Source organism: Streptomyces sp. NPDC002868 (assembly GCF_055563295.1).
This window is the reverse complement of record NZ_JBVHDR010000001.1, coordinates 609,949-632,457: the sequence shown is the minus strand read 5'-3', so window position 1 is coordinate 632,457 and position 22,509 is coordinate 609,949. Positions and strand designations below refer to the sequence as shown.

Annotated in this window: 18 protein-coding genes; 8 read left to right on the top strand and 10 right to left on the bottom strand. The window is 70.4% G+C overall.

What is annotated here, in order from left to right; genetic code table 11:
- Window positions 1–266 precede the first annotated feature (266 nt).
- The 8 genes from ACZ3H8_RS02995 to ACZ3H8_RS02960 all read right to left on the bottom strand — a co-directional run bounded on the left by ACZ3H8_RS02995 (window position 267) and on the right by ACZ3H8_RS02960 (window position 11,907).
- Window positions 267–1,208: a S66 peptidase family protein gene (locus tag ACZ3H8_RS02995; RefSeq protein ID WP_467396654.1), complete on the bottom strand. Its 942-nt coding sequence runs from the start codon at window positions 1,206–1,208 to the stop codon at window positions 267–269.
- A complete protein-coding gene (locus ACZ3H8_RS02990) occupies window positions 1,205–3,220 on the bottom strand; it encodes a S9 family peptidase (RefSeq protein WP_467396652.1) in 2,016 nt (671 codons plus the stop codon). Before ACZ3H8_RS02990 ends, ACZ3H8_RS02995 begins: the two co-directional genes overlap by 4 nt.
- A gap of 12 nt (window positions 3,221–3,232) precedes the next feature.
- Complete coding sequence (locus ACZ3H8_RS02985; RefSeq protein ID WP_467396650.1) at window positions 3,233–4,567, bottom strand: M20/M25/M40 family metallo-hydrolase; 1,335 nt, start codon at window positions 4,565–4,567, stop codon at window positions 3,233–3,235.
- On the bottom strand, window positions 4,560–5,393 hold the full coding sequence (locus ACZ3H8_RS02980; protein ID WP_467396648.1) for a M55 family metallopeptidase: 834 nt from the start codon (window positions 5,391–5,393) through the stop codon (window positions 4,560–4,562). Before ACZ3H8_RS02980 ends, ACZ3H8_RS02985 begins: the two co-directional genes overlap by 8 nt.
- A 74-nt stretch (window positions 5,394–5,467) precedes the next feature.
- Window positions 5,468–6,187: a class I SAM-dependent methyltransferase gene (locus tag ACZ3H8_RS02975; RefSeq protein WP_467396646.1), complete on the bottom strand. Its 720-nt coding sequence runs from the start codon at window positions 6,185–6,187 to the stop codon at window positions 5,468–5,470.
- Window positions 6,188–6,326: 139 nt separating this feature from the next.
- Window positions 6,327–8,762, bottom strand: coding sequence for an ATP-binding SpoIIE family protein phosphatase (locus ACZ3H8_RS02970; protein ID WP_467396644.1), 2,436 nt, complete (start codon window positions 8,760–8,762; stop codon window positions 6,327–6,329).
- Between the two features lie 131 nt (window positions 8,763–8,893).
- Entirely contained in the window at window positions 8,894–11,272 is a 2,379-nt protein-coding gene (locus ACZ3H8_RS02965) for an MFS transporter (protein WP_467396642.1), read from the bottom strand.
- 191 nt (window positions 11,273–11,463) lie between these two features.
- Window positions 11,464–11,907: an SRPBCC family protein gene (locus tag ACZ3H8_RS02960; protein WP_467396640.1), complete on the bottom strand. Its 444-nt coding sequence runs from the start codon at window positions 11,905–11,907 to the stop codon at window positions 11,464–11,466.
- 136 nt (window positions 11,908–12,043) lie between these two features.
- Between ACZ3H8_RS02960 and ACZ3H8_RS02955 the strand changes: the two genes are divergently transcribed.
- Window positions 12,044–13,078 (top strand): Rv2578c family radical SAM protein, encoded by a 1,035-nt coding sequence (locus ACZ3H8_RS02955; RefSeq protein ID WP_467396638.1) that lies wholly within the window; start codon window positions 12,044–12,046, stop codon window positions 13,076–13,078.
- A gap of 43 nt (window positions 13,079–13,121) precedes the next feature.
- Window positions 13,122–13,529, top strand: coding sequence for a RidA family protein (locus tag ACZ3H8_RS02950; protein WP_467396636.1), 408 nt, complete (start codon window positions 13,122–13,124; stop codon window positions 13,527–13,529).
- Here the strand turns inward: ACZ3H8_RS02950 and ACZ3H8_RS02945 are convergent.
- On the bottom strand, window positions 13,526–14,101 hold the full coding sequence (locus ACZ3H8_RS02945) for an adenylosuccinate lyase (RefSeq protein ID WP_467396634.1): 576 nt from the start codon (window positions 14,099–14,101) through the stop codon (window positions 13,526–13,528). The two genes, ACZ3H8_RS02950 and ACZ3H8_RS02945, sit on opposite strands and share 4 nt — an antisense overlap.
- Window positions 14,102–14,405: 304 nt before the next feature.
- On the opposite strand from ACZ3H8_RS02945, the gene ACZ3H8_RS02940 reads away from it, so the two are divergent.
- Together ACZ3H8_RS02940 and ACZ3H8_RS02935 are read left to right on the top strand one after the other, a co-directional pair.
- A complete protein-coding gene (locus ACZ3H8_RS02940) occupies window positions 14,406–16,187 on the top strand; it encodes a 3-hydroxyacyl-CoA dehydrogenase family protein (protein WP_467396632.1) in 1,782 nt (593 codons plus the stop codon).
- 118 nt (window positions 16,188–16,305) lie between these two features.
- Window positions 16,306–17,139 (top strand): TetR family transcriptional regulator, encoded by an 834-nt coding sequence (locus ACZ3H8_RS02935; RefSeq protein ID WP_467396630.1) that lies wholly within the window; start codon window positions 16,306–16,308, stop codon window positions 17,137–17,139.
- On the opposite strand, the gene ACZ3H8_RS02930 is transcribed toward ACZ3H8_RS02935, so the two are convergent.
- Window positions 17,081–17,458: an FAD-dependent oxidoreductase gene (locus ACZ3H8_RS02930; protein WP_467396628.1), complete on the bottom strand. Its 378-nt coding sequence runs from the start codon at window positions 17,456–17,458 to the stop codon at window positions 17,081–17,083. The genes ACZ3H8_RS02935 and ACZ3H8_RS02930 overlap by 59 nt on opposite strands.
- A gap of 68 nt (window positions 17,459–17,526) precedes the next feature.
- Between ACZ3H8_RS02930 and ACZ3H8_RS02925 the strand changes: the two genes are divergently transcribed.
- The 4 genes from ACZ3H8_RS02925 to ACZ3H8_RS02910 all read left to right on the top strand — a co-directional run bounded on the left by ACZ3H8_RS02925 (window position 17,527) and on the right by ACZ3H8_RS02910 (window position 22,508).
- A complete protein-coding gene (locus ACZ3H8_RS02925) occupies window positions 17,527–17,826 on the top strand; it encodes a helix-turn-helix domain-containing protein (protein WP_467396626.1) in 300 nt (99 codons plus the stop codon).
- Between the two features lie 365 nt (window positions 17,827–18,191).
- Entirely contained in the window at window positions 18,192–19,529 is a 1,338-nt protein-coding gene (ccrA, locus tag ACZ3H8_RS02920) for a crotonyl-CoA carboxylase/reductase (protein ID WP_467396624.1), read from the top strand.
- 10 nt (window positions 19,530–19,539) lie between these two features.
- On the top strand, window positions 19,540–21,552 hold the full coding sequence (locus ACZ3H8_RS02915; protein ID WP_467396622.1) for a protein meaA: 2,013 nt from the start codon (window positions 19,540–19,542) through the stop codon (window positions 21,550–21,552).
- Window positions 21,549–22,508 carry an HpcH/HpaI aldolase/citrate lyase family protein gene (locus tag ACZ3H8_RS02910; RefSeq protein WP_467396620.1) on the top strand — a complete coding sequence of 320 codons (960 nt, stop codon included), beginning with the start codon at window positions 21,549–21,551 and terminating at the stop codon, window positions 22,506–22,508. Before ACZ3H8_RS02915 ends, ACZ3H8_RS02910 begins: the two co-directional genes overlap by 4 nt.
- Window position 22,509: the final 1 nt, after the last annotated feature.

The window sequence follows — 22,509 nt, the reverse complement described above, 5'->3', positions numbered from 1 at the left end:
CGAAGGGGTCCCAGGAGGCGAGCGGCAGGACGACCGGGACTGGCGCGCGGAGTCGTCCGGGTCCAGCAGCTCGCGGGCGAAGCGCAGCGCCAGCACGGATTTGCCGGCTCCCGCGCCGCCCAGCACCACCCGTCTCGGCCCAACGCCCCGCGTACCACTGGTAGTTCAAGGACTCGCCGTCCCCCGGGCACGCGGCAACAGGTACGGGCTGCCCGCGAGGTGCCGGCCAGGCCCGCGGCCGACCCGCCTCCGGCCCGCAACCGGCTTCAGAGCAGCGCGGGCTCGTCCAGCGTCAGCGTCCTCGCCTCCGCGTCCAGCACCGCCGCAACCCCCAGCGGCATCGTCAGCGCCGTCTCACTGTGCCCGAACCCCAGCTCCTCGATCACCGGGACGCCCAGCCCGCCGAGCCGGTCGAGCAGCACCGCGCGCACCTGTTCGTACGGGCCGCACTCGGCCCAGGACCCGAGCGCGACCCCCGCCACCCCGTCCAGCCAGCCGGAGCGCAGGAGTTGGGTGAGGATGCGGTCGAGGCGGTAATCCTCCTCGCCCACATCCTCGATCAGGAGCAGGCCGCCGCGGGCGGACTGCCTGGCGTGCGGGGTGCCCAGATCCGCGGCGAGCAGGCTGACGCAGCCGCCGAGAGTGATGCCCCGGGCGCGTCCCGGCACCATCGTGCGGGCGGTGTCCAGGCCGAGGGTGCGTACCGACTCGGGCTCGAAGAGGGTGGCCCGCAGCGACTCCTGGGTGGGGGCGTCCTTGAGGAAGGTGGCGGCGCCGACCATGGGGCCGTGCAGGGTGGCCAGACCCGTCCGGACGGCGAAGGCTTCGTGGAGGGCGGTGACATCGCTGTAGCCGACGAAGACCTTGGGGCCGGCCGCGCGTATCGCGGTCCAGTCGAGTAGGTCGACCATGCGCTGGGCGCCGTAGCCGCCGCGGGCGCAGATGACGGCGGAGACCGACGGGTCGCACCAGGCCTCCGTCAGATCGCGGGCGCGGTCCCGGTCGGCCCCCGCGAGATACCAGAACCCGGGGTGCTGGTCGCGGACATGGGGCAGTACGACCGGGTCCAGGTCCCAGCCGCGCAGGATCTCCAGGCCCGCGTCGAGCCGTTCGCCGGGTACGGGGCCGCTGGGCGCCACGACGGCGACCTTGGCCCCGGGCCGCAGTCGCGCCGGGCGGGTCAAGGGCGTCAGGGGCGTGTGGGTCACTTCTTGAGCTCCAGCAGCGGGACGTCGGGGCGGCGGATGCCGAACGTCTGGGCGTACAGGGACAGTTCGGACTCCAGCGCGCGGATCACGGTCTCGGCTCTGCGGAACCCGTGGCCCTCGCCCTCGAAGGCGATGTACGCGTGCGGGATGCCGCGCCCCGCCATCCGCGCCAGGAACCGCTCGCACTGCACGGGCGGGCAGATCACATCGTCCAGGCCCTGGAGCAGCAGGAACGGTGTGCTGATCCGGTCGCTGTGCTGCAGCGGCGAGCGCTCGCGGTAGCGGCCCGGGACTTCGGCGAGCGGACCTATCAGCGACTGAAGATACTGCGACTCGAAGTCATGGGTCTCGTCGGTGGCCCAGCTCACCAGGTCGAGGACGGGATAGATGATGGTGCCGCAGGCGTAGACATCGGTGGTGGTGAGGGAGGCGGCGGTGGTCCAGCCGCCCGCACTGCCGCCGCGGACGGCGAGCCGCGCCGGGTCGGCCGTGCCCTCGGCGGCCAGCGCCTCGGCCACGGCCGCGCAGTCCTCGACGTCGACGACGCCCCACTGCTCACGCAGCCTGTCGCGGTACTCCCTGCCGTACCCGGTGGAACCGCCGTAGTTGACCTCGGCGACGCCGATGCCACGCGAGGTGAAGTAGGCGATCTCCAGATCGAGGACGAGCGGGGCATGGCTGGTGGGGCCACCGTGCGCCCACACCACGAAGGGCGGCAGCTCCTCGTCGGGCGCGATCCGGTCGGGGCTGTGGGGTGGATAGATATGGGCGTGGATCTCCCGGTTGTCGGGGCCGGTGAAGGTGCGGATCTGGGGCTCCGGGTAGTACACCGGGTCCACCGGGTCGTCGTGTGCCGAGCCGATGACCCGGGTCCGCCCGGTGGCGGTGTCGAGCTCGACGACCTCGTACGCGCTGCGGGGGCTGGCGGCGACCCCGATGACCCGGTCGCCGTGCACGGCGAGGGTGGACGCCCATTCGGTCCATGGCCCCGCGGCGTCGACGAGCTCGCCGGTCTCCGGGTCGAGTATCCCGAGGGCAGTGGCGCCCTTGCCGTGGATGACGGCGATCAGCCCGTTGTCCAGCGGGTGGAACCACTTGAGGCCGATCTTCCACAGCGGCCCGCCGAACTCCTCGCCGCGGCCCGGGCAGAGGCCGGTGCTCGGCACGACGCCGGGCGCGACGCCGGGGACCAGCGCCTCCGGCCGGATCCGCTGCAGCTCCCACCAGTTGCCGAGGTCGGAGACGAAGAGCAGCGAGCCGTCCGGGGCCCAGTCGACCTGGGCCACCGACTCGTCCGTGTCCCCGACGACCGGCCGCACGCCGCTGAACGGTGCGCCCGCCGTCACCTCGCCGAGCATCACGACCGTGCCGTCCCAGGGCATCTGCGGATGGTCCCAGGCGATCCAGGCGGCGTGCCTCCCGTCCGGCGAAAGCCGCGGCCCGGTGACGAAGCGGTGCCGGTCGTCGGAGAGCTCCCGCACCGCTCCCCGGTCCTCGGCAGCCGAGCCGTCCAACGGCACGGCTGCGATCACCCGGCGTACATCCGTGGGTGCTTCGCCGGTGAACTCCTCCAGTACGCACCAGACTTCGCCGCGCTCCAGCCGCAGCTGCGGGTCGACCCAGCGCAGCCCGTCGCCCAAGGCCGACACCGGGGTGAGCGGACGCGGCACGGCGTCGGGCACGTCGGGCTCATAGGCATACAGCCGCTGGTCGGGGAAGTGGACGAAGACGACGAGCGGGCCGCCGTCGGCGCGGCCGGCCCCGGCCCAGGGGTGCCCGCCGTACTCGATGACTCTGCTGCGAACATTCCACGGGGCGGGGAGCACCGACTCCTCGCCGCCGTCGGCCCGCCGGCGAATCAGGGCTCGTCTGCCGCCCTCGGTGGGGCGTGGCGCGGTCCACCACACCTCGTCGGCGACCATGCCGAGGAACTCCGGGCGCCCTTCGTGCGAGGCGGCAAGCGCCGCGTCGATGGGTGACGGCCAGGTTCCGTAGGCTCCCGTGGGTACCATTACCGACTCCCCCTATGCGGACCGCAGATAGTGGTCGAGAACCTTCACGCCGAAGTGCAGCGCCTCGACCGGAACGCGCTCGTCAACCCCGTGGAACAGTGCCGCGTAGTCGAAGCCGACCGGGAGCTTCAGCGGCGAGAAGCCGTAGCCCGTGATGCCGAGCCGGGAGAACTGCTTCGCGTCGGTGCCGCCCGGCATGCAGAACGGCACGACGTGCCCGTCCGGGTCGAAACGCTCGACAGCCGCGCGCAGCTTGGCGAATGTCGGGGAGTCGACGGGAGCCTGCAGGGCCACCTCGCCGTGGTGGAACTCCCACTCGACGTCCGGTCCCGTCAGCCGGTCCAGCGTTTCGCGGAACTCGGCCTCGCCGCCGGGCACCATCCGCCCGTCGACGTACGCGGTGGCATGCCCCGGAATCACGTTGATCTTGTAACCGGCCTCCAGCATGGTCGGGTTGGCGCTGTTGCGCACAGTCGGCTCGACCAGTGCGGCGGCCGGCCCGAGCTTCGCCATCAGAGCGTCCACGTCGAAGTCGTCAGCGTCCACATCGGTCTCGATGCCGTGCAGCACGGCCAGTTCGGCCAGAGCGGCCCGCACCGTCGGCGTGAGCCGCACCGGCCACTGGTGCTCGCCGATCCGGGCGACGACAGCGGCGAGCCGGCTCACGGCGTTGGCCCGGTTGACCTTGGAGCCGTGTCCGGCCCTGCCGTGCGCGGTGAGCTTGAGCCAGGCTGTGCCACGCTCCCCGGCCGCGATCGGGTAGAGCGCCATCCCGGGTCCGGCGTGGAAGGTGAAGGCCCCGGACTCGCTGATCCCTTCCGTACACCCCTCGAAGAGACCGGGGTGGTGGTCGGCGAGGAAGCCCGAGCCGTCGATGGCGCTGGCCTCCTCGTCGGCGGTGTACGCGATCACGATGTCGCGCCGGGGCCTGATGCCGGCGCGCGCCCAGGCCCGGACGACGGCGAGGACCATCGCGTCCATGTTCTTCATGTCGACCGCGCCGCGGCCCCACACCACCCCGTCCCGGACCTCACCGGAGAAGGGGTGCACGGACCAGTCGGCGGGCTCGGCGGGCACCACGTCCAGATGCCCGTGGACGAGCAGGGCATCGGCGGACGGGTCGGTGCCCTCGATCCGCGCGACGACATTGGTACGCCCCGGGGTGCGCTCCAGCAGGGTGGGCTCGATGCGGGCGCCGGCCAGCCGCTCGGCGGCATACTCGGCGGCGGGCCGCTCCTTGCAGTCGCCACCGCCGCGGTTGGTGGTGTCGATGCGGATCAGCTCGGAGGTGAAGGTCACCACCTCGTCGAGTGCCTGGCCGTCGATGTGCGTTGTCACGTCAGCCATACTGCTCCTCCACTGCCGCCGAGACGATCGTCGTGACCGCTTTGAAGGTGCGAATGCCCTCGTACATAGTCTCGCTGGTGTACGCGACGCGCCGCTCACCGCTGCCCGCCACTCCCGGCACTACGGTGGCGGCCGCCGCGAGATGTTCCGCGTCGAACTCCAGCTCCACGGTGAACGGGCCGCCCCGCACCGGCTCGTGCCGCATGGCGAGAGCCGCCGCTTCCTTCGCGGCGCCGCGGATGTCGGACGCGGTACGGCCGGGAGTGCGGCACACCGCCGCGTACCGCGAGACGTAGTCCTTCACCGCGACCTTGCGGGCCTGCGGCGCATAGCCGTCGGCGTCCACGCAGGTGAGATCGTCACCGGTCACCAGCACCACCGGCACGCCGTACTCCGCGACCACATGGGCGTTGAGCAGGCCCTCGCTCGCCCGCGCGCCGGCGAGCCAGACCCCCGTGATCGAGTTGGCGAGGTAGGTGTGGGCGAGTACCCCCTCCGTGCCGGCACCCGTGTGGTAGCCGACGAACGCGATGCCGTCCACGTCACCGTGCTGCACGCCCTCCACCATCGACAGCGACTTGTGCTTGCCGGTGAGCATCTCCACCCGCTCGTCGAGCCGCTCCAGCAGCAAATTGCGCATGGTCCAGTGCGCTTCATTGATGAGCACCTCATCGGCGCCGCCGTCGAAGAAGCCGAGAGCGGCTGCGTTCACATCGGAGGTGAACATGGTCCGGCAGCGCTCCCACTGGGGAGTGCCGGGCAGCACGTCGGCCGGCCAGGTCACACCGGTGGCGCCTTCCATGTCGGCGCTGATGAGGATCTTCATGCCCGGAACGTTACGCGGCGCCTCCCACCCCCACCAGGCCTGTGGATAAGTGGCGGGAGCGCCCGGAACACCGCTCAGGACCGCCCGACCACGAACCACCGCGCCGGCAGCTCGATCCGGGTGCCGTTCGCCAGATACTCCGTTTGCGCGAGTGCCGTGTCGCCGCTCGTGAAGATGTCCAGGCCCGCCTCCGCCAGCAGGGCGGGTACCTCCTCGTCCGAGGCGTCCGCGGGTTTCAGCCCGTGTGCGAAGACCCTACGCAGTTTGGGGGGTGGCCCGTCGGGTCCCTCGGCCGCCTGGCGCAGTACGTCCCTGGACGCCGAGACCAGCTCGACGACGAAGGCGCGCCCGCGCGTGCCCACGAGTTCGGCGACCGCATCGGCGACCGCCGCCCGGTTCTCCGGTCTGCTCTGGTGGATCACCGCACGCATGTAGATGTGGCAGTCCCCGAGGCGCCGGTGCAGTTCCCTGACCGCCGCCCCATCCACCAGATCGAGCTGCTCGAACTCGGCGACCCCCGCGGCGTCGGCGCGGCGTGCGTGCTCGATCGCCGCATGCGAGAGGTCCACGCCGACCGCCTTCGCGAACCGGCCGGCCAGATAGCGGGTCTGCGTCCCGTTCCCACAGCCCAGATCCACTATGGGCAGCGCGGTGTAGGCGTAGGGCAGCAGCAGTTCGGTGTGCGGCTCGGCGGTCAGCGACGGGGCGGAGTCCCAGATGGCCTCGCCCGGCGCGTCGGTCGTCTCGCGCCAGTAGCTTTCCCACGCGTTCCTGTAGTCCTCTGGCACATTCATGCGTGCGCTCCCCGGGTCCGGCACGGATGACGACGACGTACGGATACGACGGCGGCGTACCGATGTACGCCGGTACATCACGTTAAGATCGTTCTACCGTCCGGAAGTTGACCGTACAAGGGACCTCGCGCGTTCCCTTTCACCCTCGGCGTCCGCCCCGCGGCGCACGCGGGAGCGCCTGCTCGAACCACACGGCCTTGCCGGCCGCCGTGCGGCTGCTTCCCCATTCCGTCGCCAGGCTGCTCACCACCCGTAGCCCGCGCCCGAACTCGTCCCCAGGGCTCGCGCTGAGCAGTGTCGGCAAGGCGTGATCGTCGTCGGAGACCTCGCACAGCAGGGTGTCGGAACGCACCAGACGCAGCTCCACATGGCCCTCGTGCGCATGCCGCACCGCGTTCGTCACCAGCTCGCTCACCATGAGCTCGACGTTCCAGGACAGTTCCGCCAGACCCCAGTCGGCGAGCTGTTCGCGGATCAGCCGCCGGGCCCGCCCCACCTCGTGCGGCTCGGGCGACAGCCACCACTCGGCGACGTCCTCGGCGGCGATGCCGTTGAGCCGCGACATCAGCAGGGCCACGTCGTCGTTGCGCCCGCCCCGGGTGTTCAGCGCCCGGATGATGGTGTCGCAGGCGTCGTCCATGGAGGCGGCGGGGTGAGCGGCGGACTCGCACAGCGTGGCGAGGCCGACTCCGATGTCCTCGCCGCGCACCTCGACCAGTCCGTCGGTGCACATCACGAGGCGGTCGCCGGGCGCCACCTGGACTCGGACCGTCTCGAAGGCGACCCCGCCGACGCCGATGGGCGCGCCGGTGGGCAGCTCGAGCAACTCGCTGCGGCCGTCCTCGGCCCGGACCAGCACGGGCGGGATATGGCCCGCGTTGGCGATCTGAAGCTCGGAACGGATCGGGTCGTAGACGGCGTACAGACAGGTCGCCAGATACTGCTCGCCGAGTCGACGTGCCAGGTCGTCGAGGTTGCGGAGCAGTTGCGCGGGCGGCAGCTCCATGGCGGCCATGGTCTGTACGGCGGTGCGCAACTGTCCCATCATCGCGGCCGAGTTGAGGCCGTGACCCATGACGTCGCCGACGACGAGCGCGGTGCGCGAGCCGGACAGTTTGATGGTGTCGAACCAGTCGCCACCGACCCGGCCGAGCCGGGTGCCCGGCAGATAGCGGGTGGCGGCGTCGCAGCCCGCCCTGCGCGGGGCGACCTGCGGCAGCATGCTGTCCTGCAGCGTCTCGGCGACATTCTCCTGGTACGTGTACATGCGGGCGTTGTCGAGTACGAGACCGGCGCGGGCGGCGAGTTCGGCGCCGGTCGTCCGGTCCATGTCGTTGAACGCCTCCCGGCCCGGCCGCCGCATCAGCACCATGAAGCCGAGGACGACATTGCGCGCCTTGAGCGGCACGATCAGCATCGAGCGGTGGTTGATGAGGGGCCGCAGATCCCGCTTCTCGAACTGCCCCGAGATGCGGTTGCCCATCTCCTCGCTGATGAGCGGGATGAGCACCGGCTCTCCGGTGACCATGCACTGGAAGAACGGCGTGTGCTCGGGGAAGGCGATGGCTTCGCCGACCGGAACGGTGTCGTCCCAGCGGTTCGGTTCGTCGTTGTGCTCGACCCACACGCGGTGCCAGATGGTCCTCACGCCCGGCGGACCGTCCGGGAACCCCTCGCCCGCCAGCACCGCCGCACGCAGATGCGTCCCGGCGAAGTCCGCGAAGCGGGGCACGGCGGCGCTGGTGACCTCGCGGATGGTCCGGGCCAGGTCGAGCGACGTACCAATGCGCCCGCTGACCTCGTTGAGGAATTCGAGCCGCTCGCGCACCGCGGCATACTCGAGATCCTGTTCGAGGTCGGCCGTGTTCACCGGCCGCCCAGCCGCTGCGGCCGCTTCGGCGGCGCGCTGTCGCGCCTTGCGCTCCGCGCGCCGTGGCACGCCCCAGTCGGGGGTCACAGGCACCCGGTCGTGATGGCTGAACTCCAGCACCGGATAGCCCAGATCGAGGACCTGGGAGACGATCCGCGTCGACTCCTGGACGCTCATGTTCGGCAGGATCTCGGGGAGCTTGCGCGCCAGCTCGTCGAAGCCGGGAAACTCCGTGAATTCAGTGTGCAGGGCGAATCCGGGCGCGATGCGCTCGATGCTCTCGTCCTCGCCCCTGAACTGCACGGCGTCCGCGGCCAGTACCAGCAGGCGCTCGGGGCCGGGCCCGACCATGGGGTACGCCCACCACAGCACGTCGACCTGGTCGCGCCCCGGCTCGGAGAGGCGGGCCCGGCCGGCCGCCGGGTAGGCGGTGAGGCCGTTCAGCGAGGCGTCGAGTCCGGGGCCCAGACCGCCGTAGGCGTCGTACCCCTCGTACTCGCCGTCCCTCGCCAGCGCGCCGGAGATGGGGAGTAACTCGATGACGGGCTCTCCCACCGCCTCCTCCCGGGTGGGGCCGAAGAGCCGCCGCGCGCCCGTCGACCAGTGCGACACCAGGCCGTCGCCGTCCACGACGACCACGGCAAGCGGAATTCGGCCGGCCACTGCGTACTGCTGTGGCGGTGTCGGCGGAACACCACTGTCCATGGGTGTCAGGCTCCTTCCCCGCCGCCAGGATCTGCGGCCTTGTCACCACGGTACGGCGCTGTGCACGCCGTGCGCGGGGCAACGGCGGAATAGGCGGAACAGGTCGTGCGCCCGCGCCAACTGACCAGTAATCAGTCCTCGTGCCCCAGCTGGAGGTCGCGTTCGGTGCGCCCGCCCCCGGCGACCTGCAGGACTGTCGCCACCGGCGGGTAGCCGGCCGCGATCACCGTGTACTCCCCCGATGACAGGTCGACGAACCGGAAGGTGCCGTCGGGGCCCGTGGTGAGGGTGTCCATCACATTGCCGGCCGCGTCGAGCAGCGTGACGCGCGCCTCCTCGACCGGGCGGCCGTCGCCGGCCCGCACCGTGCCCCGCAGCACGGCTCCGCCCGCCAGCTCGACGTCCTGCCGGGTCTCGCGGGCCGCCTGCACGCTCACGGGGAGCGCGGCGGGCCTGAAGGCGGGGGCGCTCGCGGCGAGGGTGTACTCCCCCGCCACCAACTCCGTGATCACATAGCCGCCTTCACGGCCGCTGCGGGCGGTGGCGACGACATCGCCGCGTACGTCGGTGAGAGTCACCGCCGCGTCCCGCACGGGCGCGCCGTCCGCCGTCACCACGGTCCCGGCGAGCCGGCCCGCGCCGCCGAGGACCACATCGAGCTCGACCGGCCGCTCTCCGACGGTGACGGTGACTGCCTGTGGCTGGTGCCCGCCGGCCGCCGCGATCATGACGTACGAGCCGGCTCCGGGCACGCTCAGCGCATACCGTCCGTCCTCGCCGCTCGCGCCGCGTCCGATCTGGTGTCCCTGTACGTCGATGAGGGTGAGGGCGGCGCGCGGGACTGTGCTGCCGTCGTGGTGCTGGACGATGCCGCAGACCGGGACGCCCGAGGTGTACGCCGGTGCGCTGCGGGCCTGCGGTACGGATGCGGTCTCGGCGGCGGATGCGTTGTAGGACACCAGCGGTTTCTCCTTGAGGAAGAAGGCGATGAAGAGGCCGAGCGCGAGCACCGGCACCAGATGGAGGAAGATCCGCGGCATCGCGTCTGCGTACGCCTGGATGTAGCCGTCGCGCAGGGCGGGCGGCATGGCGTGAACCAGTTGCGGAGTGATGGATTGCGGGTCGGGCAGGCCGACGCCGGCCGGGAGGCGGTCGGCGAGCGCGTCGGTGAGGCGGTCGGCGAAGAGCGTGCCGAAGACGGCGGCGCCGACGCTGCCGCCGATCTGCCGGAAGTAATTACTGGCGCTGGTGGCGGCGCCGAGGTCGGCCTGCGGCACGGCGTTCTGCACGGCGAGGATGAGGACCGGCAGCACCAGTCCGATGCCGACGCCGAGCACGGCCTGCCAGATGCTGTATTCGAGCCGGGGCGTGTCGGCCTCGAGCCGCGACAGCAGCCACATACCGGCCATCGAAATCGCGCTGCCGAGTACGGGATAGATCTTGTAGCGGCCGGTACGGCTGATGAGCCGGCCGGAGACGATCGAGGCGACGACGATGCCGCCCATCATCGGGAGCATCAGCAGCCCGGACTCGGTGGCGCTGACGCCGTCGACCATCTGCAGGAAGGTCGGCAGATAGCCGGCCGTGCCGAAGAGCGCGACGCCGACGACCGCGCCGACGAGGCTGGTGATGTTGAAGATCGAGTCGCGGAACAGCCGCAGCGGGATGATCGGTTCGGGCGCGTAGTGCTCAACGACCGTGAAGAGCAGGATGGTTCCTGCCGCGCCGGCCGCCAGTCCCAGGATGACACGCGAGCCCCAGGCGTACTCCGTGCCGCCCCAACTGGTCAGCAGCACCAGACAGGTGGAGGCGGCGGCGAGGAACAGCGCGCCGAGAACGTCGAGCCGGGCGCGCGCGGCGGGCTTGGGGAGCTTGAGCACCACGGTGACGACGAGCAGGGTCACCACGCCGAAGGGGACGTTGAAGTAGAAGCACCAGCGCCAGGAGACATGGTCGGTGAAGAAGCCGCCGAGCAGCGGGCCCGCGACGGACGCGAATCCGAAGGCCGCACCGATGAGTCCCATGAACCGGCCGCGCTCCCGGGCCGGGACGATGTCCGCGATGATCGCCTGCACGCCGATCAGCAGACCGCCGGCGCCGATGCCCTGGATGGCGCGGAACGCGATGAGTTCGTCCATGCTGCGTGACCAGCCCGCAAGAGCGGAGCCGATGACGAAGACGACGATCGCGAACTGGAAGACGCCCTTGCGGCCGAAGAGGTCGCCGAGTTTGCCGTAGATCGGCAGGCCGATGGTGGCGGTGAGGAGATAGGCGGTGATCGCCCAGGGCATCCGGTCCAGGCCCTGGAGCTCGCCGACGATCTTCGGCAGGGCGGTGGCGACGATCATCTGCTCGAGCGCGGCGAGCAGCAGCGCGAGCATCAGGCCGAAGAAGACGAGGCGTACGCGGCGCGGGCTGAGTGCGGTGGCCTCTGCCGGATCGGTATGCGGAGGCGGTGCGGCCGCGGCCGGAGCCGCCCGCTCGTCCTTCACCAGAGTGATCCCGCCCACGTCCCTGCTCCCCTCGTCGCGCCTGCGCGGGCCCATTTCTCGCATTACGCGACAACTGCGGGCAAGCGCGACGAGCTGCCGCGGGAGACATGAGTGAGCGGCTTATGCGCCGGTCGGAGCCCCTACGGCGTACAACAAGCCCCGTACGGAAAACCACTCGAAACGGTGAGCGGGAGAATAATCCCGACGGGCTACTTCTCGACCTCGGCGGCGAGCTTGGCGAGCACCTCGTCGTAGATCCGCCCAAGTCCCTTGGGGGCGAAGGTCTTCTCGAAGAATCCGCCGATGCCGCCGGCGCCGTTCCAGACGGTGGTGACGACGGCTTTGGACTTCCCCTCGCCGGCCGGGGTGACGGTCCAGGTGGTGACCATCGAGGAGTTGCGGTCCTTCTCGACCAGCTGGCCTTCGGTCGGCTCGGCCACTTCGAGCAGGCAGTCGCGGACGCGCTTGCTGGTGGCCTGGAGCTTCCAGTGGACGAGCGTGCCCTCGCCGTCGCCGCCCTCCCGGACCTCGTACTCACTGAAGTGCTCGGACAGGAGCTTCGCGCGGGTGTTCTCGTAGTCGGCCAGCGCGTCGAACACCTTCTCCGCGTCCGCCGAGATGATCCGTTCCGTGGTGGCCTCGACCTGCGCCATTCCTGTTCCTCCAGCACTCGGTTCTTCGGGGGGTGCGGCTAGCCAACCACCTCGGGTGCGGCCGACAGAAATTGGGGTTGCAGCGATCAAGGGAACAGGTGTTCTATTCTGGGGTCACTGCTACCCAGGAGGCGCCATGCGCTGGGACAATCTGGTCGAGAACCCCACCACGGCCGGGGACACCGCGCTTTTCGGTACGTCAGCGGTGACGACCCGGACCTTCGACACGCCCGAATTCCGCGGCATCACCTTCCACGAGGTCCGCGCCCGCTCGATCCTGAACCGGGTGCCGGGCGCCTCACGGATGCCGTTCGAGTGGACCGTCAACCCCTACCGGGGCTGTACGCACGCGTGTGTGTACTGCTTCGCCCGCAAGACACACAGCTATCTGGACCTCGACACCGGGCTCGGCTTCGACTCCCAGATCGTCGTGAAGATCAACGCGCCGGAGCTGCTACGCCGGCAGCTGGCCTCACGGCAGTGGCAGGGCGCGCATATCGCGATGGGGACGAACGTCGACTGCTATCAGCGCGCGGAGGGACGCTACCGACTGATGCCGGGCATCATCACGGCCCTGCGCGACCACGCGAATCCGTTCTCGATCCTCACCAAGGGCACGTTGATCCTGCGCGATCTGGATCTGCTGCGGCAGGCGGCACAGGTGACGGAGGTCGGGATCTCGGTCTCGGTCGGCTTCACGGACCCCGAGTTGTGGCGCACGGTCGAGCCGGGCACGCCGTCGCCCGAGCGCCGTCTCGATGTCGTACGCACGCTCACCGATCACGGCATCGGCTGCGGGGTGCTGATGGCGCCGGTCATCCCCTTCCTCGGCGACCATCCTGACCAGCTGCGCGCGACCGTACGCGCGATCGCCGCGTCCGGGGCGACGTCGGTGACCCCGCTGGTGCTGCATCTGCGGCCCGGCGCGCGTGAGTGGTTCACGGCATGGGTGGCGCAGCACCATCCGCATCTGGTGCGGCGGTACGAGCGGCTGTACGCGGAGGGGGCGTACGCGCCGAAGTGGTACCAGCGCCGGATCACCCGCCATGTCCACGAACTGGCCGCGGAGTTCGGGATAGGCCCGGCGGACCGGGGCGTGCCGCGGCGTATCCCGATGCCGCCGGAGCCGGATCCGGTGGGGCCTGAACCGACCCAGCTCACCCTGCTCTGAGCCTGGCGGCCGGATTGTCAGTGGCGTGCGCAAGGATGCCCGCATGACTGTTCAGCTCACCCACGTGAGGGCCCCCGAAGGCGTCGCCCCCGGCACCGGCTACAGCCATGTCGTCTGGGGGACCGGGCGGTTCGTCGCGATATCGGGGCAGTGCGCCTTCGACGAGGACGGCAACGTGGTGGGCGAGGGCGACCCGGCGGCTCAGGCGCGGCAGGTCTTCGAGAACCTCCGCCGCTGTCTGGCGGCGGCGGGCGCGACCTTTGACGACGTGGTCAAGCTGACGTACTTCGTCACCGATGTGGCACACCTCCCGGCGGTCCGGGCAGCGCGCGACGAGGTGATCGACGCCGGACGGCTCCCGGCGAGTTCGGCGGTCCAGGTCGCCGCGCTGTTCCGGCCCGGACTGCTCGTCGAGATCGAGGCGTTCGCGCTGCTCGGGGAGGAGGGCTAGCGGATCGTCCAGAGGCGGGCCAGCGACGCCTCCGCCGCTGCCGTGAGTCTGGGGTGTGTGCTTGCCAGTCTCAGCACGTCCCCCGCTCGCTTGTCGCCCAGGGCGCCGAGACCCTCGACGCAGGCCAGGGCCAGGCGCCAGTGGGGGTCGCCCGGGGTCAGGCGGCGGCGGAGGACCGTGATCAGCGCTGGGACCGACTCCGGGGCCCGTAGGCGGGTGAGCAGCCGGACCGGGACCAGGGCGTAGGCGACGCGCAGCTCATTCGTGGCAAGCGCCGCCGCCGCGCGGGGGGTGCGGGGGTCCGCCAGGCGGGACAGGGCGTGGGCCGCCGAGACGCAGCGTTCCGGGTCTCGGTGGTTCAGGAGCAGCACCAGCGCTTCGAAGGCCCGCCGGTCCCCCGCGCAACCCAGCCGGAAGGCGGCAATCTCCCGTGCCCACAGGGGCCGTTCATGTTCGGTGAGGACTCCCGCGAGCTCCTCCCGGTCCTCCGTGGCCAGCAGCCGTTCGTACGCAACCGAGCCGCCCGATTCGCCCCGCAGCCGCCGCGCCACCGACCGTAACTCCTCATCCATGGTGGCCAGCGTATCGGCGACGCCAGCGATCCAGATCACACCCGCCCAGGTCTGGCGCGCTCGTTACCCGCGGGTTAACCTCAATTGAGCGGGTAACCCCCGCACAGCTCACGGTGGCCTGGTGACGCAGCCGCCGCGAGCGCGCCGCGAGTGTTTGTCGGTTCGGTAGTTCTGCACACGCGTGGGTACGACGCGACTCCGGGACAGAGTCCGTCGGCTCCGCACCACGACACGCAATTGGCGTGCGCCTCAGCGTTCTCGCCCGCGCCCCTCATCAGTCGTCACTCATCCCTGGAGTCCCCCGATGGACACCCCTCTGCACACCATTGCCGTCGTCGGCCTCGGCACCATGGGCACCGGCATCGCCGAAGTGCTCGCCCGCGCCGGCCGTGAGGTCATCGGCATCGACATCAGCGACGCCGTCGCCCACCAGGCCGTCACCGCGCTCGAAGCCTCCACCGCCCGCGCCGTGGAGCGCGAGCGGATCACCGAGGAGGAGCGGCGTAACACCCTCGCCCGCTTCCGCACCTTCTCCGATCTGCAGGCCGCCGCCGACGCCGATCTCGTGATCGAGGTCGTGTCCGAGTCGTACGAGGCCAAGCAGCAGGTCTTCCGTGCCCTGGACTCCATCGTGCGCCCCGGCACCATCCTCGCCACCGGCACCAACGCCCTCTCGGTGACCCGGCTGGCCGCGGACTCCGCCCACCCCGAGCGCGTGCTCGGCCTGCACTTCTTCAACCCGGCACCGGCGATGAAGCTGGTCGAGGTCGTCTCCTCGGTGCTGACCTCGCCGAAAGCCGTGGAGGCCGTCACCGCGCTCGCCCGCGAGCTCGGCAAGGAGCCGGTCGCGGTCGGCGACCGGCCCGGTTTCGTCGCGGACGGGCTGCTGTTCGGCTATCTCAACCAGGCCGCCGCGATGTACGAGGCGAAGTACGCCTCCCGCGAGGACATCGACGCCGCAATGAAGCTGGGCTGCGGGCTGCCGATGGGCCCGCTCGCGCTGCTCGACCTGATCGGCATCGACACCGCGCGTACCGTCCTGGACGCGATGTACGCGGAGTCCCGCGACCGGCTGCACGCCCCCGCCCCCATCCTCAAGCAGCTCAGCGAGGCGGGCCTGACCGGCCGCAAGTCGGGCCGCGGCTTCTACACCTACGCCGCCCCCGGCACCTCGGACCTGGTCCCGGACGCCCTCACCCCGCAGCCGGCGGCCGAGGCGGCAGCCGGCCGCGAGGTCAGCTCGGTCGGCGTCGCCGGCTCCGGCACGATGGCGAGCGGCATCGCGGAGGTCTTCGCCAAGGCCGGTTACGAGGTGGTGCTCGCCGCCCGCGGCCTGGAGAAGGCTGAGACGGCGAAGTCCCGTATCGCCAAGTCTCTCTCCCGCTCGGTCGACAAGGGCCGGATGACGGCCGAGGCCCGCGATGCGACGCTGGCCCGCATCGCCCCGGCCGGCTCGCTCGACGCGTTCGCCGAGGTCGACCTCGCAGTGGAGGCGGTGGCCGAGGATCTGGAGGTCAAGCAGCAGCTCTTCGCCACCCTCGACAAGATCTGCAAGCCGGGCGCGGTGCTCGCCACCACCACTTCCTCGCTGCCCGTCGTCGCCTGCGCCCGCGCCACCTCGCGCCCGCAGGACGTCATCGGCATGCACTTCTTCAACCCCGCGCCGGCGATGAAGCTGGTCGAGGTGGTCCGTACGGTCCTGACCTCCGACGAGGTCCACGCCACCGTCCGCGCGGTGACCACGAAGATCAAGAAGCACCCGGTGGACTGCGGCGACCGGGCCGGTTTCATCGTGAACGCCCTGCTCTTCCCGTACCTCAACAACGCGATCAAGATGGTCCAGGAGCACTACGCCACGCTGGACGACATCGACGCCGCGATGAAGCTGGGCGGCGGCTATCCGATGGGCCCCTTCGAGCTCCTCGACGTGGTCGGGCTCGACGTCTCGCTCGCCATCGAGAAGGTTCTGCACCGCGAGTTCCGCGACCCGGGCCTGGCACCCGCGCCGCTGCTCGAGCACCTGGTGGCCGCGGGCTGCCTCGGCCGGAAGACGGGGCGTGGCTTCCGCGAATATGCCCGGCGCTGATCACACCGCGGGCTGGGGCGGGCTGCTCGATCCTTCGGACGGCCCGCCCCCCGCCTCGGGCGGGGGCGTCCCCGGCCCGCAGGCGCGCTCGGCTGCACGAATGCAGTACGTTCAGCTCATGCCCCAGCCCGCCAAGCCCACCCGTGCCAAAGCCACGTCAGACGCTCCGGAAAGTGCCGCAGGCAGTCGCGCCGCCGCGCAGCGCCTCAAGATGCGGCGCGAGCTGGCGGCCGCGGCGATGGAACTGTTCGCGACGAAGGGGTACGAGGCGACGACCGTCGACGAGATCGCCGCCGCGGCCGGGGTCGCCCGCCGGACCTTCTTCCGCCACTTCCGGTCCAAGGAAGAGGCGATCTTCCCGGACCACGACGACACGCTCGTACGCGCCGAGGCGGTGCTGAACGCGGCACCGGCCCACGAGCACCCGCTGGACACCGTGTGCCGGGGCATCAAGGAGGTCATGCGGATGTACGCGGCCTCCCCGGCGGTCTCCGTGGAGCGCTATCGCCTCACCCGTGAGGTGCCCACCCTGCGGGAGCGGGAGATCGCCTCGGTGGCTCGCTACGAGCGGCTGTTCACGCGCTATCTGCTGGGCCATTTCGACGAGCGCGACCACCACGACGGCAACGACGACCCGCTGCTGGCGGAGGTGGCCGCGTCCGCGGTCGTCACCGCGCACAACCATGTGCTGCGCCGCTGGCTGCGGGCGGGCGGGCAGGGGGATGTGGAGTCCCAGCTGGACCATGCGTTCGCGATCGTCCGCGACACGTTCGGCACGGGCATCGGCGCGGGCCGCGCCCCGAGCGAGCGGACCGGTCCGGCGGCGGTGTCGACGCGGACCAGCGGCGACGTGCTGGTCACGGTGGCGCGTACCGACGCACCGCTCGACGAGGTCATGCGCACCATCGAGCGGGCGCTGGGCGCAGGGGCTGACCCCGGGCTCCGCCCCTGACCCCGCGCCTCAAACGCCGACGAGGCTGAAATTGGCCCCGTCCGACCTGGGGCTCTGCCCCCACGCGGCGGAGCCGCAAATCGGTACAGCGGGAAGGGGCGGGGCGGGGAAAAGGCCCGCCGCAGGCGTCAGCCCGCGCCGTCCGCGCCGGGTCGAACGTCGCCGCTAGGCCCGGGTCCGCCTCACCGGTCAGCAGGCCCGTGACCAGCCGTCCGGTCGCCGGGCCCAGCATCAGCCCGAGCATGTTGTGGCCGGTGGCCAGGAGCACCCCCCGGCTGCCGGGTACGCGCCCGATGAGCGGCAGCCCGTCCGGGGTCATCGGGCGCGGCCCCATCCGGCTCGGCACTGGCCCCGGGGGCGAGGGTCTTCGCGGTCTCCGAGCTACGGGTGCCGCAGCTGGTGGCCGCCGCGGTGCGCCAGGAGCGGTTCCGGTACACCGAGTCGGTGCTCGGGACCCTGCGCGAGCGCGGCGACTGGCCGGCGCTGCGCGAGACCCTGATCGCCTGGGCCGAGGGCGGCTTCAGCCTGCTGCGCGCGGCGGAGCGGCTCGGGGTGCACCGCAACACGCTGCTGTACCGGCTGGACAAGATCGATCAGCTGTCGGGGCAGCGGGTGCGCGAGCCGGGGGCGGCGATCGCGCTCTATCTGGCGTGTCTGGGGGATCTGCTGGACACCCGGCCCGAGTGAAATCTGAGCGCGCACAGCAGCACACGGAACGTAACGGTCACCCCTCCAGAGGCGGCCATTGTTGCTCATACGTGCCCGCCAGATGACGACTGAGAGAAACTCCTGGCACCCAGTGTCTTGCGAGCTGGCACAGCGTGCCATACGTTGAAGGGGTCCGGGCGGCCGGCGTGCAGAGACCATTCGTACGTCGGCTGTCCCCGCAAACCATCGTGTATGCGCGCCCGGACGCCTGCGTCACAGGCAACCTCCCGCGCCCACCAGCGCTGCCACAGCACCACCCGCCGAACCGACGGCACACCTCCACAGCAGCAGCATCCCGACGTTCCCCTCAGCGTTCCCGCAACGCGCTTCGCCGGAGGCACCCCGTGAAGGAAATCCTGGACGCGATCCAGTCGACGGACAGCACGCCCGCCGACTTCGCCGCACTGCCCATCCCCGACTCGTACCGCGCGGTGACCGTGCACAAGGACGAGGTCGAGATGTTCGCCGGCCTCGAAACCCGCGAGAAGGACCCCCGCAAGTCCCTCCATGTGGAGGACGTGCCGGTGCCCGAACTCGGCCCGGGCGAGGCCCTGGTGGCAGTCATGGCCAGTTCGGTGAACTACAACTCCGTCTGGACCTCGATCTTCGAGCCGATGGCCACCTTCGGCTTCCTGGAGCGGTACGGAAAGCTCTCCGAGCTCACCAAGCGGCACGATCTGCCGTACCACGTCATAGGCTCCGACCTCTCGGGCGTCGTACTGCGCACCGGCCCTGGCGTGAACGCCTGGAAGCCCGGCGACGAGGTTGTCGCGCACTGTCTCTCCGTCGAGCTCGAGTCGTCCGACGGTCACAACGACACGATGCTCGACCCCGAGCAGCGGATCTGGGGCTTCGAGACCAACTTCGGCGGTCTGGCCGAGGTCGCACTCGTCAAGTCCAACCAGCTGATGCCCAAGCCCCAGCACCTGAGCTGGGAGGAGGCGGCGGCGCCCGGTCTCGTCAACTCCACCGCCTACCGCCAGCTCGTCTCGCGCAACGGCGCGGGCATGAAGCAGGGCGACAACGTGCTGATCTGGGGCGCGAGCGGCGGACTCGGTTCGTACGCCACCCAGTTCGCACTGGCGGGCGGCGCCAACCCGATCTGTGTGGTCTCCAGCCCGCAGAAGGCGGACATCTGCCGCGCGATGGGCGCCGAGGCGATCATCGACCGCAACGCAGAGGACTACAAGTTCTGGAAGGACGAGCACAACCAGGACCCGCGCGAGTGGAAGCGCTTCGGCAAGCGCATCCGTGAACTCACCGGCGGCGAGGACGTGGACATCGTCTTCGAGCACCCGGGCCGCGAGACCTTCGGCGCCAGCGTGTACGTGACCCGCAAGGGCGGCACGATCGTCACCTGCGCCTCCACCTCCGGCTACAACCACGAGTACGACAACCGCTATCTGTGGATGTCGCTGAAGAAGATCGTGGGCTCGCACTTCGCGAACTACCGCGAGGCGTGGGAGGCCAACCGGCTGGTCGCCAAGGGCAAGATCCACCCGACGCTGTCGAAGGTCTACTCGCTCGACGACACCGGCCAGGCGGCCTACGACGTGCACCGCAACCTCCACCAGGGCAAGGTCGGCGTGCTCGCCCTCGCTCCGCGCGAGGGTCTGGGCGTGCGCGACGAGGAGCTCCGCGAGAAGCACATCGACGCCATCAACCGCTTCAGGAATGTCTGAGGTTTCATAGATGACTGAGCGTCAGAAGGACCGGCCCTGGCTCATGCGGACGTACGCCGGTCACTCGACCGCCGAGGCGTCCAATGAGCTCTACCGGCGCAACCTCGCCAAGGGCCAGACAGGCCTGTCCGTCGCATTCGATCTGCCGACACAGACGGGCTACGACCCCGACCACATCCTCGCCCGCGGCGAGGTCGGCCGGGTCGGGGTCCCCGTCTCGCACCTCGGCGACATGCGGCGGCTGTTCCAGGACATCCCGCTGGAGCAGATGAACACCTCGATGACGATCAACGCCACCGCGATGTGGCTGCTGGCGCTCTACCAGGTGGTCGCCGAGGAGCAGGGCGTCGACATCACCAAGCTCCAGGGAACGACGCAGAACGACATCGTCAAGGAGTATCTGTCGCGCGGGACGCATGTCTTCCCGCCCGGTCCTTCGCTGCGCCTGACCACCGACATGATCACGTACACGGTGGCCAACATCCCCAAGTGGAACCCGATCAACATCTGCAGCTACCACCTGCAGGAGGCGGGAGCCACTCCGGTCCAGGAGATCTCGTACGCGATGTCCACCGCGATCGCCGTGCTGGACGCGGTCCGGGACTCCGGCCAGGTGCCCGCCGAGAAGTTCGGCGATGTGGTCGCGCGTATCTCCTTCTTCGTGAACGCGGGCGTCCGCTTCGTCGAGGAGATGTGCAAGATGCGCGCCTTCGGCCGCATCTGGGACCAGGTCACCCGCGAGCGGTACGGCATCGAGAACGAAAAGCAGCGCCGCTTCCGCTACGGCGTCCAGGTCAACTCCCTCGGTCTGACCGAGGCCCAGCCGGAGAACAACGTCCAGCGCATCGTCCTCGAGATGCTGGCCGTCACCCTCTCCAAGGACGCACGCGCCCGGGCCGTACAACTCCCCGCCTGGAACGAGGCGTTGGGGCTTCCGCGTCCCTGGGACCAGCAGTGGTCGCTCCGTATCCAGCAGGTGCTGGCGCACGAGAGCGACCTGCTGGAGTACGAGGACATCTTCGCGGGCTCGCACGTCATCGAGGCCAAGGTGAAGTCCCTGGTCACCGAGTGCCTCGCCGAGATCGGCCGGATCCAGGAGATGGGCGGCGCGATGGCGGCCGTCGAGTCCGGCTATCTCAAGTCGCAGCTGGTCTCCTCGCACGCCGAGCGCCGCGCCCGGATCGAGGCCGGCGACGAGAAGATCGTCGGCGTCAATATCTTCGAGACGACCGAGGAGAACCCGCTCACCGCGGATCTCGACACGGCGATCATGACGGTCGACCCGGCGAACGAGGCGCGCGTCGTCACGAAGCTCCACGAGTGGCGCGACAACCGTGACGAGGCCAGGGCGACGGAGGCCCTGGCCGTGCTGAAGAAGGCCGCCGCGGGGTCCGAGAATCTCATGGCCGCGACCGTGGAGTGCGCCCGTGCGGGTGTCACGACCGGCGAGTGGTCGTGGGCGCTGCGGGATGTCTTCGGCGAGTTCCGCGCGCCGACGGGCGTCTCCAGCGCACCCGTCGCGGTGACCGCCGAGGCGGGCACGCCGCTCGCTGTCGTACGGGAGAAGGTGTCCCGTACGGCCGATGAGCTCGGCTCCGGAAGGCTGCGGCTGCTGGTCGGCAAGCCCGGCCTCGACGGGCACTCCAACGGCGCCGAGCAGATAGCCGTACGCGCCCGCGACGCGGGCTTCGAGGTGGTCTACCAGGGCATCCGGCTGACACCCGAGCAGATCGTCAACGCCGCCCTCGCGGAGGACGTGCACTGCGTGGGCCTCTCCATCCTGTCCGGTTCGCACGCCGAGCTGGTGCCGGATGTGCTGGACCGGCTGCGCGAAGCCGGCGCGGCAGACATTCCGGTGATCGTCGGCGGGATCATCCCGAACGCCGACGCCGCCGATCTGAAGGCGGCGGGTGTGGCCGCCGTCTTCACCCCGAAGGACTTCGGCATCACCGAGATCATCGGCCGTATCGTCGACGAGATCCGGAAAGCGAACAAGCTCGACCCTCTGGAGGTCCCCGCATGACCGTCAACCGTCTCCGCCCGCGTCGCTCGTGCCTGGCGGTTCCCGGCTCGAACCCGCGCTTCCTGGAGAAGGCCCAGGGCCTGCCTGCCGACCAGGTCTTTCTGGACCTGGAGGACGCCTGCGCGCCGCTGGCCAAGCCGGAGGCCCGGCACACCATCGTGAAGTTCCTGAACGAGGGTGACTGGACGGGCAAGACCAGGGTCGTACGGGTGAACGACTGGACCACCGAGTGGACCTACCGCGACGTCGTCACGGTCGTTGAGGGCGCGGGGCATAACCTCGACTGCATCATGCTGCCGAAGGTCCAGGACGCCCAGCAGGTCGTCGCGCTCGACCTGCTCCTCACCCAGATCGAGAAGACGATGGGCTTCGAGGTCGGGAAGATCGGCATCGAGGCGCAGATCGAGAACGCCAAGGGCCTGGTGAACGTCGACGAGATCGCGGCCGCCTCGCCGCGTGTCGAGACGATCATCTTCGGCCCGGCCGACTTCATGGCCTCCATCAACATGAAGTCCCTGGTCGTGGGCGAGCAGCCGCCCGGCTACCCGGCGGACGCGTACCACTACATCCTGATGCGGATCCTGATGGCCGCCCGTACGCACAACCTCCAGGCGATCGACGGTCCCTACCTGCAGATCCGCAACCAGGAGGGCTACCGCGCGGTCGCGCAGCGCGCCGCCGCCCTCGGCTTCGACGGCAAGTGGGTGCTGCACCCGGACCAGGTCGCCGCTGCCAACGAGATCTTCTCGCCCTCCCAGGAGGACTTCGACCACGCCGAGCTGATCCTGGACGCCTACGAGTACTGCACGTCCGAGGCGGGCGGCAAGAAGGGTTCGGCGATGCTCGGCGACGAGATGATCGACGAGGCCAGCCGCAAGATGGCCCTCGTCATCTCGGGCAAGGGGCGGGCCGCCGGCATGCAGCGCACGTCCAAGTTCGAAGCTCCGGAGGCGTAAG